Source organism: Porphyromonas circumdentaria (assembly GCF_900167105.1).
GTDB classification, from domain to species: domain Bacteria; phylum Bacteroidota; class Bacteroidia; order Bacteroidales; family Porphyromonadaceae; genus Porphyromonas; species Porphyromonas circumdentaria.
The window spans coordinates 1-14,106 of sequence record NZ_FUXE01000026.1 but is presented as its reverse complement, the minus strand read 5'-3'; the positions used below and the strand labels follow the sequence as shown (position 1 = coordinate 14,106).

At 44.4% G+C, this 14,106-nt stretch carries 15 protein-coding genes; 7 read left to right on the top strand and 8 right to left on the bottom strand.

Annotated features, from left to right (window positions below):
- On the bottom strand, nucleotides 1–511 hold a 511-nt coding region (locus B5D06_RS08590; RefSeq protein WP_143742665.1), incomplete at its 3' end, for a transposase.
- Between the two features lie 294 nt (nucleotides 512–805).
- Complete coding sequence (locus tag B5D06_RS08585; RefSeq protein WP_078737571.1) at nucleotides 806–2,995, bottom strand: polyribonucleotide nucleotidyltransferase; 2,190 nt, start codon at nucleotides 2,993–2,995, stop codon at nucleotides 806–808.
- A gap of 524 nt (nucleotides 2,996–3,519) precedes the next feature.
- Here B5D06_RS08585 and B5D06_RS08580 point away from each other — a divergent pair.
- On the top strand, nucleotides 3,520–4,749 hold the full coding sequence (locus B5D06_RS08580; protein WP_078737570.1) for a site-specific integrase: 1,230 nt from the start codon (nucleotides 3,520–3,522) through the stop codon (nucleotides 4,747–4,749).
- A 5-nt stretch (nucleotides 4,750–4,754) separates the two neighbouring features.
- Nucleotides 4,755–5,933: a site-specific integrase gene (locus B5D06_RS08575; RefSeq protein WP_078737569.1), complete on the top strand. Its 1,179-nt coding sequence runs from the start codon at nucleotides 4,755–4,757 to the stop codon at nucleotides 5,931–5,933.
- Between the two features lie 143 nt (nucleotides 5,934–6,076).
- Here B5D06_RS08575 and B5D06_RS08570 read toward each other — a convergent pair whose 3' ends face one another.
- The 4 genes from B5D06_RS08570 to B5D06_RS08550 form a co-directional block, all read right to left on the bottom strand.
- Nucleotides 6,077–6,820 (bottom strand): hypothetical protein, encoded by a 744-nt coding sequence (locus B5D06_RS08570; protein ID WP_078737568.1) that lies wholly within the window; start codon nucleotides 6,818–6,820, stop codon nucleotides 6,077–6,079.
- 15 nt (nucleotides 6,821–6,835) lie between these two features.
- Entirely contained in the window at nucleotides 6,836–7,459 is a 624-nt protein-coding gene (locus tag B5D06_RS08565) for a DNA alkylation repair protein (RefSeq protein WP_078737574.1), read from the bottom strand.
- A 2-nt stretch (nucleotides 7,460–7,461) separates the two neighbouring features.
- On the bottom strand, nucleotides 7,462–7,905 hold the full coding sequence (locus B5D06_RS08560) for a GNAT family N-acetyltransferase (RefSeq protein WP_078737567.1): 444 nt from the start codon (nucleotides 7,903–7,905) through the stop codon (nucleotides 7,462–7,464).
- 326 nt (nucleotides 7,906–8,231) lie between these two features.
- Nucleotides 8,232–8,546, bottom strand: a complete 315-nt coding sequence (locus tag B5D06_RS08550) for a winged helix-turn-helix transcriptional regulator (protein ID WP_036887794.1) — start codon at nucleotides 8,544–8,546, stop codon at nucleotides 8,232–8,234.
- A gap of 235 nt (nucleotides 8,547–8,781) precedes the next feature.
- Here B5D06_RS08550 and B5D06_RS08545 point away from each other — a divergent pair, with 235 nt between their 5' ends.
- A complete protein-coding gene (locus B5D06_RS08545) occupies nucleotides 8,782–9,180 on the top strand; it encodes a nuclear transport factor 2 family protein (protein ID WP_036887791.1) in 399 nt (132 codons plus the stop codon).
- Between the two features lie 9 nt (nucleotides 9,181–9,189).
- On the opposite strand, the gene B5D06_RS08540 is transcribed toward B5D06_RS08545, so the two are convergent.
- Entirely contained in the window at nucleotides 9,190–9,477 is a 288-nt protein-coding gene (locus B5D06_RS08540; protein ID WP_078737573.1) for a helix-turn-helix domain-containing protein, read from the bottom strand.
- Between the two features lie 2 nt (nucleotides 9,478–9,479).
- Nucleotides 9,480–9,758, bottom strand: a complete 279-nt coding sequence (locus tag B5D06_RS08535; protein WP_078737566.1) for a helix-turn-helix domain-containing protein — start codon at nucleotides 9,756–9,758, stop codon at nucleotides 9,480–9,482.
- A 602-nt stretch (nucleotides 9,759–10,360) separates the two neighbouring features.
- Here B5D06_RS08535 and B5D06_RS08525 point away from each other — a divergent pair.
- From B5D06_RS08525 to B5D06_RS08510, 4 genes are all read left to right on the top strand, one after another.
- Nucleotides 10,361–11,551, top strand: a complete 1,191-nt coding sequence (locus B5D06_RS08525) for a VapE domain-containing protein (RefSeq protein WP_078737565.1) — start codon at nucleotides 10,361–10,363, stop codon at nucleotides 11,549–11,551.
- Nucleotides 11,552–11,912: 361 nt separating this feature from the next.
- A complete protein-coding gene (locus B5D06_RS08520) occupies nucleotides 11,913–12,929 on the top strand; it encodes a toprim domain-containing protein (protein WP_078737572.1) in 1,017 nt (338 codons plus the stop codon).
- A gap of 3 nt (nucleotides 12,930–12,932) precedes the next feature.
- Entirely contained in the window at nucleotides 12,933–13,439 is a 507-nt protein-coding gene (locus B5D06_RS08515) for a DUF3408 domain-containing protein (protein ID WP_053327770.1), read from the top strand.
- Nucleotides 13,440–13,671: 232 nt separating this feature from the next.
- A complete protein-coding gene (locus B5D06_RS08510) occupies nucleotides 13,672–14,076 on the top strand; it encodes a plasmid mobilization protein (protein ID WP_053327769.1) in 405 nt (134 codons plus the stop codon).
- The last annotated feature ends 30 nt before the right edge of the window (nucleotides 14,077–14,106 follow it).

Sequence of the window (14,106 nt, the reverse complement as noted above, 5' to 3'; positions counted from 1 at the left end):
CGATATCCAGAACCTTACGAATGATCTTTTTATGCAACTTGGCATCAGTCGGGAAGGTGATATTCTTTTCTTGAACGGTAGAATCAATAAAGGCAGTGTCATGATGATGATCATCATCTTCGTTATTGACACGAATGCTTTCCTGAAAAATAAGCTCTATACCCTTTTCCCCAATGCGATTGCGAAAATGAACCAATTCAGAAGAGGCGCAGGGGGCACAGGGTGTAAACTCTTGCATGCCACAAAAGTACTGATAATAAGCATTTTCACTCCATTGTTCCACAACCGATTCATCTGAGAGATTGCGAAGATGTTTGAGAATCAACAATCCACACATCAGACGAATCGGCTTAGCAAGGCGACCATTATTCTGAGAATACAAAGGCTCGAAAGCCGTATCGAATTTTGCCCAATCTATTTTGTCGGCTAATTTATAGAGTGGATGCGATGAATTCAACAGGTCTGATAAGCTGCTGAATAATGAAGGACTATGATGAGGCTTTTTAATCATGAAAATCTGCAAGTTTCTCACTGTACAGATAAGAAAGCTTGCAGATTTATCAAAGAGATTCTCAATATAATATGTTGAATATCAGTAATTAGATGACTTTTAAGGGCTGACTACCTACACGAGATTTCAGAGATATCGCGCCAACAATTTTGACCTATAAACCTAAGAAACTCCCCTTCCTTCGATGAAAAAGAAAGGGGAGTTCGTCTATCTAATTTTAGAAAGGAAGTAGAGCAAAGTGCCTTTTCTCACTCCCTAAAGTTCGCTTTCGTTGAAGTATTTTGCCTCTTGGTTCTATTCTCTGCGACGGCGTTCTCCGCGCTCACCCTCCTCACGGCGACGAGGACGACGCTCAGGCTCTACATAGTCGGCTGGTTTGTCAATCAAAGAGCGACGAGAGAGTTTGAACTTGCCCGTTTTAGGGTCAATCTCCAAGAGCTGTATCTTAACGGCATCTCCCTCGTGTAGGTTGGTGTCTTCTATCTTTTCAAAACGCTTCCAATCTATTTCACTGATGTGGAGCAAACCCTCCTTGCCAGGGAGAAACTCTACAAAGCAACCATAAGGCATAACGGAGGTAATCTTGCCATCATACACTTCGCCCACTTCGGGGAGTGCTACGATACCCTTGATCATAGCCATAGCTGCGTCCAAAGCCTCCTTGTTGGCACTGGAGATCTCTACATGACCTTCGCCCTCAACCTCTTCGATGCTCACTATAGCACCACTCTTCTCTTGGATGCCTTGGATAATCTTTCCACCAGGGCCGATAATAGCTCCAATGAATTCTTTCGGCACGCGTAGACGCTCGATACGAGGAGCTTGTGGCTTCAAGTCGGGGCGTACAGCGGGCATAGCTTCCTCGATTTTTCCGAGTATGTGCATACGTCCCTCACGAGCCTGACGAAGAGCGTTCTCCAAAATCTCGTAGCTCAAGCCATCTACCTTTATATCCATTTGAGTTGCGGTGATACCATCTCGTGTACCTGTTACCTTGAAGTCCATATCTCCGAGATGGTCTTCGTCTCCGAGGATATCAGAGAGAATGGCATAGTTGGCACCCTTATTTTCGCTAATAAGTCCCATAGCAATGCCCGATACAGGCTTTTTGATTTTTACTCCTGCATCCATAAGTGCGAGGGTACCTGCACAAACGGTAGCCATAGAGGAAGAACCGTTAGACTCCAATATATCGCTGATTACACGTACTACGTAGGGACAGTCTTGAGGGATCATGCGTTTGAGCGCACGGAACGCCAAGTTGCCGTGTCCGATCTCACGACGTCCCGTAGCTCGCTGTGGACGAGCCTCTCCTGTAGAGAAAGGAGGGAAGTTGTAGTGCAAGAGAAAACGCTCTTTGGTACGGTAGAGCACATCGTCTACAAGCTTTTCGTCGGCTTTTGTACCCAATGTAACAGTTGTCAAAGATTGGGTCTCTCCACGGGTGAAGATAGCCGATCCGTGAGGCATAGGCAGACAATCTGTTTCGATCCATATAGGACGTATTTCGGTAGTCTTACGACCATCGAGACGCTTGCCTTCGTCCAAAATGGCACGACGCATAGCCTCTTTCTCCACATCGTGGTAATAACGGGCTATCATGGTCTTTTTGAGAGCTAAATCCTCTTCGGAGAACTGTGCCTTGTATTCCTCTACAAGATTTTTGAAAGCCTCTGCACGAGCGTGTTTGTCTGTGCCGCTGGTAGCAATGGCATACGCCTTTGCGTAGCACTTGTCATGTACATCTTGGCGGAGGACTTCATCATTCTCTTCGTGAGAGTAAGCACGTTTTTCCAATTTGCCTACTGCCGCAGAGAGTTCTAACTGAGCTTGGCACTGCTTTTTGATAGCCTCGTGAGCTACCTTGATAGCCTCGAGCATATCGCTCTCCTGTACCTCGTCCATCTCTCCCTCTACCATCATGATGTTGTCCATTGTTGCCGCCACCATCATGTCTATATCGGCATTTTCCAATTGCTCAAAGGTAGGGTTGATGATAATCTTGCCATCTACACGAGCCACGCGCACCTCGCTGATAGGCCCCTCGAAAGGAATATCTGAAACGGCAAGTGCTGCCGAAGCAGCCAACCCTGCCAAAGCATCGGGAATATCTACTCCATCGGCAGAGAAGAGCGTAATGCTCACGAAAACCTCTGCATGATAATCTGCCGGGAAGAGGGGGCGTAGAGCTCTATCCACCAAGCGGCTCGTCAATATCTCATAATCAGAAGCCTTTCCCTCACGCTTGGTAAAACCTCCAGGGAAGCGACCAATCGAGGAGTACTTCTCTTTGTAATCTACTTGAAGCGGCATAAAGTCGCAGTCGGGAGCTGCTTCCGAAGCAGCGCATACAGTAGCGAGCAACACGGTATTGCCCATAGTTACGGTGACAGCACCGTCGGCTTGTTTTGCCAATTTTCCCGTTTCGATCTTGATGGAACGTCCATCACCAAGATCAATCGTCTTAGTTACGGGTGTTAACATAGTCATCTTAATTTATTTTTCTTCTTGAAACATTCTTGGCAAAGGTACTAAAAATCATAGATTTATAGCTCTGTGTAAAGAGGGAAAATTGGTAACAACCTACTCTATCCTATCGGGACATAATAGCTCAAAAAAGTTTGCATAGGAGGGAACTAAAGTTTGCGTATATAAAAACTTGAGTTATCATAGGAGGTTTTGAAAGTTTGCTTGGAACTATTAGGGGAAAGGGTATTAGGGTGAGGATTGAATGTAAGTAAATGGAAATGAGAGGGATTTGCGTTATATCTCGGTGGTTTGCACAGAGGGATAAAGTGCAGAAGATGTGGATTTGTGCAGAAGTTCCGTTACCAAATCGTTAGTTCATTCTCCGAATGGTAACGAGGAGGCAGGAGAAGGTAACCGACAGAAGAGTGTTCGGTAACTCATCTTTTCTCTATCACGGTGCTTATGCTTTGTATTACAATGTTTTGCGTAGCTGAAGACGCTTCGGTAACGGGTAACTTTGCCCATAAAAACAGAAGCGTATGCAAACAGACAAATTCAAGGTGTTGCTCTACCTGAAAAAGAGCGGATTGGACAAGTCGGGACAAGCTCCGATTATGGGACGTATAACCTATGGACGAACGATAGCCCAATTCAGTTGTAAACTGTCGTGCGACCCCAAGTTGTGGAATGCTCGTGAGAGCAGACTAAACGGCAAGAGCCGTGAAGCGGTGGTAATGAATGGCAAGTTGGAACGCTTGCTTCTCTCGGTACAGTCGGCTTATCGACTCCTTTGCGAGCGAGGTGCTGTCTTTACAGCGACAGACATCAAGGAGCAGTTCCAAGGGAGCATGCAAACTCAAATAACCTTTTTGGAGCGATACGACCGAATGGTCAAGGAGATGGAGCAAAAGGTGGGTATAGAAATAAAGGCGACGACTTTAAACAGTTACTACACTACTCGTAAGCATCTGCAAGCCTTTATCCGAGAGAAGTATCACACGACAGATATTTCTTTCGGACAGATAGAGGAAGACTTTTTGGAATGCTTGCAACACTATTCTGTCGGAAAGCTGGGACATTCGCAAGGTTATTATCGTAAGATGGCTTTAGCGGTGAAGAAAGTCTGCCGTTTGGCGTATCGTGAAGGACTAACCGAACGACAACTATTCGCCCACGTGGAGATAGAACGAGGAGAGAATAAACAACCTCGTGCATTGGACAGAGCTTCATTGGATAAGTTGCAGAACCTGACTTTTGAGCCATATGAAGTGGAGTTGGAAACCGCTCGCAATCTCTTTCTCTTTTCTTGCTTTACGGGTGTTGCTTACTGCGATATGGTCATCCTTAGTCGGGAACATCTCTTTACGGATGATGAGGGGGCGTTGTGGTTGAAGTTCCGCAGACAAAAGACCAATACCCTTTGTCGTGTGAAGCTCTTGCCTGAAGCGGTGCATTTGATAGGGCGGTATCAATCTGACGAACGAACTACGCTCTTTGCACCCATTGCTTATTCGGCTTATCTCGTCCAACTCAAAGCTCTGCAACTTCGAGCAGGTATATCTATTCCTCTTTCGGCACACGTTGGTCGCCATACTTTTGCGACCTTGATTACTTTGGAACGTGGCGTTCCCATTGAAACGGTGAGCCGAATGCTGGGGCACAGCAACATACAAACGACTGAGCGATACGCCCATGTTACCCCGAAAAAGCTCTTCGATGAGTTTGATCGATTTCTCTCTTTCACTGAAGACTTAACCTTAACCTTGTAGGAGTTATGCGCAGTACATTCAAAATCCTATTCTATATCAATAAAAACAAGACCAAAGCAGACGGCACAACGGCAATCCTTTGTCGTATCACCATTGACGGAGCGAACGTAGTGATAACCACAGGCGAAAGCATCAACCCCCACGATTGGAGCGTGAAGCGAGGGGAAACAATGGACAAGAAGACCAACCAACGCCTACAAACCTTTCGGGAGGAAATCGAACAGGGTTACAATACTTTGCTCTACAAATATGGAGCAGTGAGTGCCGAGCTTCTGAAGAACTACTTACAAGGCATCGGACGGAATCCAACGACACTTCTTGCCCTTAGTACAGAGGAACTCAATGCCCAAAGAGAAAGCAAGAGTGAGGGAACGTATAGCAACAATCGAAGTTCCGATAAACAGCTCAATGCTTTTGTGCGAAATCGTGGCGAAGAGGATATTCCCCTAACGGCTCTAACGATAGACTTTTTTGATGATTACCGTTTTTATTTGAAGAAGGAGGGCTATGCTTCTGCAACGATAAACAAGCATCTCTGTTGGTTGAGTCGGTTGATGTATCGAGCCGTCAGTCAAGGGACAATACGCTTCAATCCGTTTGAAGAGGTGAAATATGAAGCCGTGGAGCGCAAACCTCGTTTCCTGAGCAAGGGCGATGTGGCAAAACTCTTGGCATTCCCGTTGCAGGAGGAAGGGGCGGAACTAAGCCGAAGGATGTTTCTCTTCTCCGTCTTTACGGGTTTGGCTTTTGCCGACTTGCAGAGCCTAAGAGCTTCGCAAATCGAAACGAACAGTGAAGGGAAGCGGTATATCCGCAGGGCAAGACAGAAAACGGAAGTGGAGAGTTTGATACCCTTGCATCCGATAGCGGAGCAGATACTTTCGCTTTATACCAAGGAGGAGAGCAAGGAAGATTACAAGATATTCCCCGATACAATGAGCAAGAGCAAACTGCTTACCCATCTTAAAGCCGTGGGGTTGGCGTGTGGCATTCGCACTCCGCTGGGCTACCACGTTGGTAGGCATAGTTTCGGCACGCTGACTTTGGAGGCAGGTATTCCGATAGAGAGTATTGCAAAGATGATGGGACATTCGTCCATTGCCAGCACGCAAATTTATGCCCAAATCACCGACCAAAAGATTACAAGAGACATAGACAGGCTGATAAAGCAAGGTAGTATATAGGCTTAAATGGAAAAGAGTTTGCTTCATTAGTGCGAAACAAACTCTTTTTTCTTATTTGTGCGTTGATGTATCAATTAGTCAGCACGCACCTATGTACTAATACCTGCTGACATCACATTTCTTATTGTAATAAAAGGTGAATACTACTTTCCTTTACATAATTCAATTCTTGTCATTATATGGATGCAATAAAAATAATGAGCAACTTTCTTTAGTGAATCAGATAATTCTGTCAACAATTCCTTTTGCCTTCTGTATGCCTTTATAATTTCATCATTATCATTTTTTATGGCTAAAATAACATTTCCTCCCCTCTCTTTTTCTTTCACTGATTCTTGCTGTTCAAATATCTTGCGTAAGGTTTCAATATCCACTTCTTTCATTGTGAATTTCTCCAAATCCAAGTTCGGATTTTCCGTTACAGGATATCTAAAGAAAGAACTTTGTTTATCGTATTTTGCAATAATAGGAATAGCCTTTGTTATATCCTCGTATTCTTTCCAATCTCCTTTATTAGCAAGGGATTCAAGTCTTGTTATATTCTTTAGTAGCAACTCGTCTTTCCAATACCGATATAACTCATCAATCCAATGGCAACTATAGAGAGGTCGCCATTTTCCTTGACTTAGGATTTTAGGTTTTGTACTCTCACAAGAATCATTCTCGTATGGGATAGATAATTTCTTATGAAAAATAATTATCAATGATTTTAAGGCTAATTCAATAGAGTGTCTATATAAGAAATTAATAGGCATTTCTACAAGTTGGAAGGCTTGAATTTTATCTCTTCCTTCATCCATATATTTAGCCGAGTTATAATAAGTTTCTGCGGTAATTCCAAAACCAAAATCTAAGTGGTCTCCAGGTGAAGTTAACAAATATTCCATATACAAATAGTGTGATTATTTAGTAGGGTTCAATATTTTCGTTGCAAGTTTGTAAGTGAACAGAACTTGAGGATTGGATAAATCCCATTGCTCCACTTCTTGCCGTATCAAGTCTGAATGTTTCTTGCTTATATCCCTTAAAGCGTTTCCAACAGATTTACGAAGATATTCGCTTTCGTGTCCTTTGTGCTTAGCGATTAGAGCAATAGCAACTAATGGGTTTTCTTTGAAGAACGGGCGACTTGTCCAAATTCTCAACCCCTCCGTTACAGCACGGATAACATTCGGTTTGTTATCATTCAACCATTCTTCAATGAGAGGTAAAGATGCTTCATACCCCCTGTGTTTGCAAACTTCATCAAAAGCCTTTGCAAGCATTTCCTGCACTCTCCAATTCTCATCGGTGCTTATTCGCTTTTTCAGAAGACAAAGTGCGTTATTATCTTCTGTTGCCAATCTGCCCAAGATTGTTGTTGCCAACATTCGTGCTTGATAGGCTTCGTGTTCAAACAAAGTGAGTGCAAGTTCAAAACATTGTTCTTTCGGGTGTGTGGAAACAACCTCGCCAGCTCCATCAATAATATGCTGAAACCCATGTTCAATTTGCTGTATCTTATTCAAGATATTGTCTATTCCCATTGTCATAAATCCTTTCTAAGGTAAATCATATCTACGAGTTGTATATCTCGTTCGAAAATTGGATGGTCGTAATTGTCAGTGAAGAAATTCTCTATCCGATGAGACTTTTCAAAACCACAGCCTTCATAAAACGATAGGATTGCAGGAACTTCACCAGTACCGACAAGCATTGCCCTATAGTCTTTTTTGTAGAAATCGGAAATATAATCTATCAATCTTCTACCGTAACCTTTACCCTGATATTGCTCGTATGTCGCTATGTTCTTCAATTCACAGGTATCACTGCTTACAGGCACTACAACGCAAATGCTTTTCAAGTCATCGTCGTATAAGGCAAACAAGTCTCCACACGACAAATACTTGTCAATCATATTTTCCTGTTCGTCCGCTAACAGCAATAAATCAAGAAATTGTTTCTTGTTTTTGGTAACTCGTTCTATTTTCATGATGTCTGTTACGTTGAGGAACTACCTATGTCGTTCTTGATTAGTTGGCGCATACTTTCGTTGAAACTTTCTCGCTCGGTGCGGAGAGCTCCAAAGAACTCTCTATCTGTTTGCTCCACTGCAACTACTTTATGCGACGCTGCCCACTCAATACAGGAAGCTCTGTCAATGAGGTGAAAGAGGCTATTTTACAAATGTCTGTTTATGCTGCCGGATTCCCTTCTGCCGTTAACGGGATGAATGCATTAAGAGAAGTACTTGGCGAAGGTAAATGACCTGTTTCCACATGGCATGCATATAGCAGAGAGAGCCATTAGAACAAAGATTCACAGATTTTCCATTCCGAATTTGGCAATTTCATCGATAATCGGCAGCACTTTCTCTCCCAATGGTGTAAGCGAATACTCTACACGTGGAGGCACTTCCGGGTATTGTTTTTTGGCAATCAATCCTTTGTCACAGAGGAATTTCAATTCGTTTATGAGCATCTTCTCGCTTATACCCGGAATGGCACGCTTGAGCTCTCCGTAGCGAATTATTCTGCTGTTGATTTGATAAATAATGAGTAAAGTCCATTTACCTGCAAAAATCTGCATCGACTTTCGTACAGGGCATTCGTTGTCTGAATTTTTTCTCTCCATAGCATTTTTTCTTGTTGATTATCAATAAATCTAACAATATAGTAAGTATCATACAATATTGTAGGTACTTGACAAATAGATAGCAAAGATATAATTTTGCCATCAAATTCTCAACTTTTCAAATAAAAATCAATCGGTAATGAGAAAGATAGTTTTATTAGCAGTCGTTTTGATGGGATTTGCATCTTGTCAATTCGGCGAAAGCAAGAATTCATCTAAAAATAAAGATTTAAAAATGACAAATTTAGAAATTGTACAGCAGTATTTTTCTGCATTGGAAAATGGCGATATGGCAAAAGTGGAGTTGCTTTTCGCCGATGATTTGGTTTGGCATCAGCCGGGCAAGGGCGTTCAGTCGGGTACTTTCACAGGGAAGCAAGCCGTCTTTGCCCACTTAGGGAAATTGGCTGAATGGAGCGGTGGCGATTTGGGTATTAAAGTAGATTACCTTGCTGACAATGGGGCTATGGTGGTGGCTTCTATCAGTTTCGCTTTGGAGAAAAAAGGAGTTTCTATGGCAATGAGAGGCGTGGATTTACTTCGCTTGGAGGACGGACTTATCAAAGAGGTCTGGCTTTTTTCCGAAAGAATTGAAGAGGAAGATCAATTTTGGACAACTCTCGTTCAAAAATAATATTCGTTATCACCTCCGATAGTTCTCTTGTAGTAGTCGGTTGATGTCGGAAAGTTTGTAGAGGATTTTCCCTGCGATTTGGGTATAGGGAATAATGCCCTTGTCCCGATAGTCTTGCAGGGTGCGAGGACTGACGAAAAGGTGTTCGCAGACCTCTCGCCCCGTGAGGTAGATTTCTCCCCCGAAGAGCGGACGATGCGTTTGGGCAATCTCCCGAATACGCTTGCTTACTTCTTGAATGCCCGAAATGAGTTGTTTCATTTCGGGCGTTTCTTTATTTATGATTTCGTGTTCCATAGTCATTGTATTTTTCGGTTCGACTTTTCGAGGAGTGCTTCCACATCCTCACGTTTGTAGTAGCACTTATGCCCGATTTGGATAAAGGGTAGCACGGAGGTATCCCGATAGTGCTGGAGCGTCCGTTTACTGATGTTCAGGATTCGGCACACATCTCCGTTGTGTAACAAGTCGGGGACTTCGGGCTTCGTGCCGAAATTCTCTCTCATACAAAGAGCCAACTCTTCGATGCTCTTTTTCAGTTCCTCCCACGCGGAGGTGTCGATGGCGGTAAATCTCATATCAATATCGTTTTAATTGTTGTTATTTTCTCTTTTTGATGCAAATGTATGCAGCTGAAATCCTTGTTCCCAGACCTGATGAAAGCAAGGGAAATAACAGGAACTTGCAGGCAAATGTATAAGTAAAACCTATCTGTTTTCAGAAGGGATTCCCTGCCTTTTCTCTCCGTTTCTCCCAATTCCTTCCGTGGGGGAAAATCCTGTTTCGATGCGAAAATAACGAACCGACATGTACTGTTTACCCCATTCCTGCTAAGTGGATACTTCTGGCGTCGATATAGTATGAAGTGGCTCTGTTAGAGAGAATCTTCCTCCCTGTCTTTTTAGGCTTTTCCCTCTGCTTTCATCGAAAAGGCAAAGGCATGCATCTGCATGCAATCCGATACAGCCATTCGGGTAGCGTTTCCCGTTCTTCCATTTGTCGTTTTCTGATTTTTGAGGAGAAAATATGAGGTATCCTTTCCTTTTGCCGAAGAAATATGCAGCACCTCGATGCAACAACGCCACAAGGCTTGGCTTCACCTGTTCGCCTCTCTAACTTGGTTTCAGCATCCTGTTTCGGATAAAAGTTCAAAATCAAGCAAACAAAAGAGATACGAACAATGAAAAAAAAAGAGAAGGAGAATTCCTCCAAGAACGCCCAAATAGAAGAGTTCCTTTCGGCTCGTTACGAATTTCGATACAACACCGTGTTGCACCGAGCGGAGTACCGTCCACGAGGAACGGGCGATTATACAGCCATAGACCGCTACCGTATCAATACCCTCAAACGAGCTTTAGATAAGGAAGCCGATGTACAGACCTCGCCCGAGAATCTGTACAGCATCATCGAAAGCGATTTCTCCCCACGTGTCAATCCTGTACAAACCTATTTCCAAGCGTTACCGCTGACGAAAGGGAATGCGGAAGCTATCACCGCCCTTGCCGACTGCGTGAGTGTAACCAATCCCGAGAAGTGGAAAGAATACCTCACCAAGTGGCTGGTTGCGGTGGTCGCCAACGCAATGGACGACAAGCAATGTCGTAACCATACCTGCCTTGTGCTGACAGGTGAGCAGGGAAAATTCAAAACCACGTTCCTTGACCTGCTCTGCCCTCCGTCTCTCTCCGATTACCGCTATACGGGGAAGATATATCCACAGGAGAAGGACGTGCTGAGTCTTATCGGGCAAAACCTTATCATCAATATTGACGACCAACTCAAAGCCCTCAATAAACGGGACGAGAACGAACTGAAGAATCTCATTACCTGTCCGCAGGTGAAGTACCGTATGCCTTACGAGAAGCATATCGAGGAGCGACCCCACTTGGCAAGTTTCGTGGCTTCGGTCAATGGCAACGACTTCCTCACCGACCCGACAGGGAGCAGACGCTTCCTGCCCTTTGAAGTGCTGGCAATAGATATAGACCGAGCCAAAAGCATTCCGATGGATGCCGTTTACAGCGAAGCCAAGACACGGTTGAATGAAGGGTTTCGCTATTGGTTCAATGATGAAGAGATTGCCGAGTTGCATAGAAACAGCGAAACCTTCCAAGTCTATACGACAGAGATGGAACTGTTGCTCCGCTATTTCACCTTTCCAACGGAAGCGGAGACGACAACGAAACGCTTCTATATGACCAATTCGGAGATAGTGGGGTATCTCTCCTGCTATACCCGACAATCCCTCTCCGCCAAGCGGATGGGCGAAGCCTTGCGAAAGGCAGGCTATACGAGGGAGTGTCGCAGGATAAACGGCAATCCCGTGTATGTCTATGCCGTCCGTAAGGTTTACCCCGAGCAACCGCCATAGCACACTATCCCCCCTTGTAATATTCCTTTCTCTTTTCTTTCCTATTCTCCTTACTACGTTACTACAACTAAGGATAATACAGTGAAAGAGAAAGGATTGCAGGAGGGATTCATCTTACAACACGGCTTACTACCATCTTTCTACGCTTCTACGGAAGAATGAATGAGAAAAGGTGTAGACAGGAGGTGTAGAAGGATAAAACCGAATGAAGTGTTACACTTTTCTCTTTCACTGTCAATCACTTATTCGAGTGTCGAAGGGTAGTAAGATAAAAAGGGGAAAATTCCAAAAAGAGAAAACAGAGCGAACAATGAAATATCGAATAATGAATATGAATAATCCCAATCCAACGATAACAGCAATGAACAACGAATATTACGACCTACAATACATCAAAGCGATACCGATAGCGGGCTATCTGCACGCCTGCGGCATCGAGCCTGCCAAGCGTTATAACGGCTATGCCCTTTATCACGCACCTTACCGAGAAGACCCCAATGCCAGCCTGAAAGTGGACTTTCGGCAAAACTTGTGGCACGACTATGGGACAAGCCAAGGTGGAAGCATCATAGACCTTGTGATGTGGATGCGTGGATGTAGTGCCTATGAAGCAATGGCACATCTTGCCGAAGGCAAAGCGACAACCCTCGCCCCCTTTCCCTTTCATCGTGAAGCTCGCATAGAGCAGAAAAGGAAAGAACAGCGACCGAGTAATACAAGGCGTATTCTCTCCATTAGTGAAGAATTGCCTCTGCATCTGCAAAACTATCTCCGAGAAGTACGCAAGATAGACCTTGCCGTGGCAAGTCCCTATCTCCGTCACATTCGCTACGAAGTAGGAGGAAGAGAGTATTCTGCCATCGGCTTTGCCAATCGTGCAGGAGGATATGAACTCCGAGACGACAAGACATTCAAGGGAACGATAGCTCCAAAGGATATTTCTCTGATTGCAGGAGAAGCGAACAATGCTCCTCACTGCATCTTTGAGGGCTTTATGGATTTCCTTTCCCTTCTCACGATGAAAGGAAAAGAAACTGCTCCCTGCCTTGTACTGAACTCGGTCAGTAATCTTTCACGAGCCATTGCCTATCTCCACGAGAAAGGTATCGATTCCGTTCAAGCTTTCTTCGATAACGACCAAGCTGGACGACAAGCCCTACATTCTTTACAATCGGCAGGTATCAACGTGGAGGATATGAGCCGACACTATTCCCGATACAAAGACCTCAATGAGTACCACGTTGCTCAATACTCTCAACAGCAGAAAAAGCTAATTGGCAATCCAAAGATTACTAATTACCAATCGGGAGAAAGCTCATTAGAAATCGAGAGAGGGCGAACGGTACGCCCTGTTATTGTCAAACGTAAACTCAAATAAGCCATGAAAGAGGAATTTGATTTATCTCATTACTTGAACCATCCCAAAGACTCCGATGGCTCACAGATACTTTCCAAAATTGTCAGTAAAGCCATCTCTACCAAACAAGAAGCAAAGCAGATAGAGCAATCGGGGCAATCTGAAAGCTCTCCGCATTCCTCCGTCTCCGAGCAAACGTTGCCTTCCGAGTCTTTGAGTGAAGTAAAGGAAGCCGTGAAAGCAGAGCATTCCAAACAGGAAAAGCAACAAGAGGTATCAAGCACTCCGAAACGCATCAGCCACAAGCAACGACAAGAAAGCTTGGAGAGCTATCGGGAAGCTTTTCTCACACCCCATAAAATCATCGACAGAAAGGCAACCTATCTCAGTCGCTCCACGTGGGAACGCTTGGAGTTCGTTGTCCGTCGCTTGGGCGATTACGGGGCGAATGTTTCGAGTTTCTTGGAGAGCATAGCCCTCCGACATTTGGAAGAATACAGCGAGGATATAGAACGCTGGCGCAAACTTTAATCCCGGCATTCCGAGCCATCAGTGATGAAATGAATAATCGGCATTCTCAAAAGGCAAGAAGAACAAGTAATGGAAGCAAATCATAGTATATGCGAATGTATTTCATCGGTAACATTGCAAGACGTCAGTTTGTAGCCACAAACTGCACTTGCCCCCTTTACCGCTGCGCTCGGGGGGAGAGCCGTAATCACTTCGTTCTCATCGGCTGGAATGCCTTAGTGAACAAACTAATATGAAACCAAAAACAGATAAAGAGAAACGGGATAAGAAGTCGAATAAGACCTGCTTTCTTCGGATACGTTGCTCCGAAGAGGAGAAAACGAGGATACAAAAGCGAGCGGAACGGACGGGCAAGAAGCTCTCCGAGTTCTGTCGGGAGGCGTTGCTTACGGGGGAGATTGTTGCCGTTCCTCAATTGGGAGAACACGAACGGGAAGCTATTCGGGTCTTGCAACGGGTCAGCTACTTCTTCAGTCATATTTCCAACTTGATTAAGACGAAAGACCCCTCTTGGGTTACTATTGCCAAGAACCTTTCTTGCATCTCGCTACACGCTTTCGAGCGATTTTACAGCCCTCGGTATCGGATTACGGACGAGGTATATGATGTTCTAAATATCAAGCGCAATGATAGCTAAGTGCAAAGCCATAGCGCACGGTAAGACGGC

Coding starts and splice junctions, on each gene's coding strand:
- B5D06_RS08585 (WP_078737571.1), bottom strand. CDS start 2,995: ATGTTAACACCCGTAACTAAGACGATTGATCTTGGTGATGGACGTTCC.
- B5D06_RS08580 (WP_078737570.1), top strand. CDS start 3,520: ATGCAAACAGACAAATTCAAGGTGTTGCTCTACCTGAAAAAGAGCGGA.
- B5D06_RS08575 (WP_078737569.1), top strand. CDS start 4,755: ATGCGCAGTACATTCAAAATCCTATTCTATATCAATAAAAACAAGACC.
- B5D06_RS08570 (WP_078737568.1), bottom strand. CDS start 6,820: ATGGAATATTTGTTAACTTCACCTGGAGACCACTTAGATTTTGGTTTT.
- B5D06_RS08565 (WP_078737574.1), bottom strand. CDS start 7,459: ATGGGAATAGACAATATCTTGAATAAGATACAGCAAATTGAACATGGG.
- B5D06_RS08560 (WP_078737567.1), bottom strand. CDS start 7,905: ATGAAAATAGAACGAGTTACCAAAAACAAGAAACAATTTCTTGATTTA.
- B5D06_RS08550 (WP_036887794.1), bottom strand. CDS start 8,546: ATGGAGAGAAAAAATTCAGACAACGAATGCCCTGTACGAAAGTCGATG.
- B5D06_RS08545 (WP_036887791.1), top strand. CDS start 8,782: ATGACAAATTTAGAAATTGTACAGCAGTATTTTTCTGCATTGGAAAAT.
- B5D06_RS08540 (WP_078737573.1), bottom strand. CDS start 9,477: ATGGAACACGAAATCATAAATAAAGAAACGCCCGAAATGAAACAACTC.
- B5D06_RS08535 (WP_078737566.1), bottom strand. CDS start 9,758: ATGAGATTTACCGCCATCGACACCTCCGCGTGGGAGGAACTGAAAAAG.
- B5D06_RS08525 (WP_078737565.1), top strand. CDS start 10,361: ATGAAAAAAAAAGAGAAGGAGAATTCCTCCAAGAACGCCCAAATAGAA.
- B5D06_RS08520 (WP_078737572.1), top strand. CDS start 11,913: ATGAACAACGAATATTACGACCTACAATACATCAAAGCGATACCGATA.
- B5D06_RS08515 (WP_053327770.1), top strand. CDS start 12,933: ATGAAAGAGGAATTTGATTTATCTCATTACTTGAACCATCCCAAAGAC.
- B5D06_RS08510 (WP_053327769.1), top strand. CDS start 13,672: ATGAAACCAAAAACAGATAAAGAGAAACGGGATAAGAAGTCGAATAAG.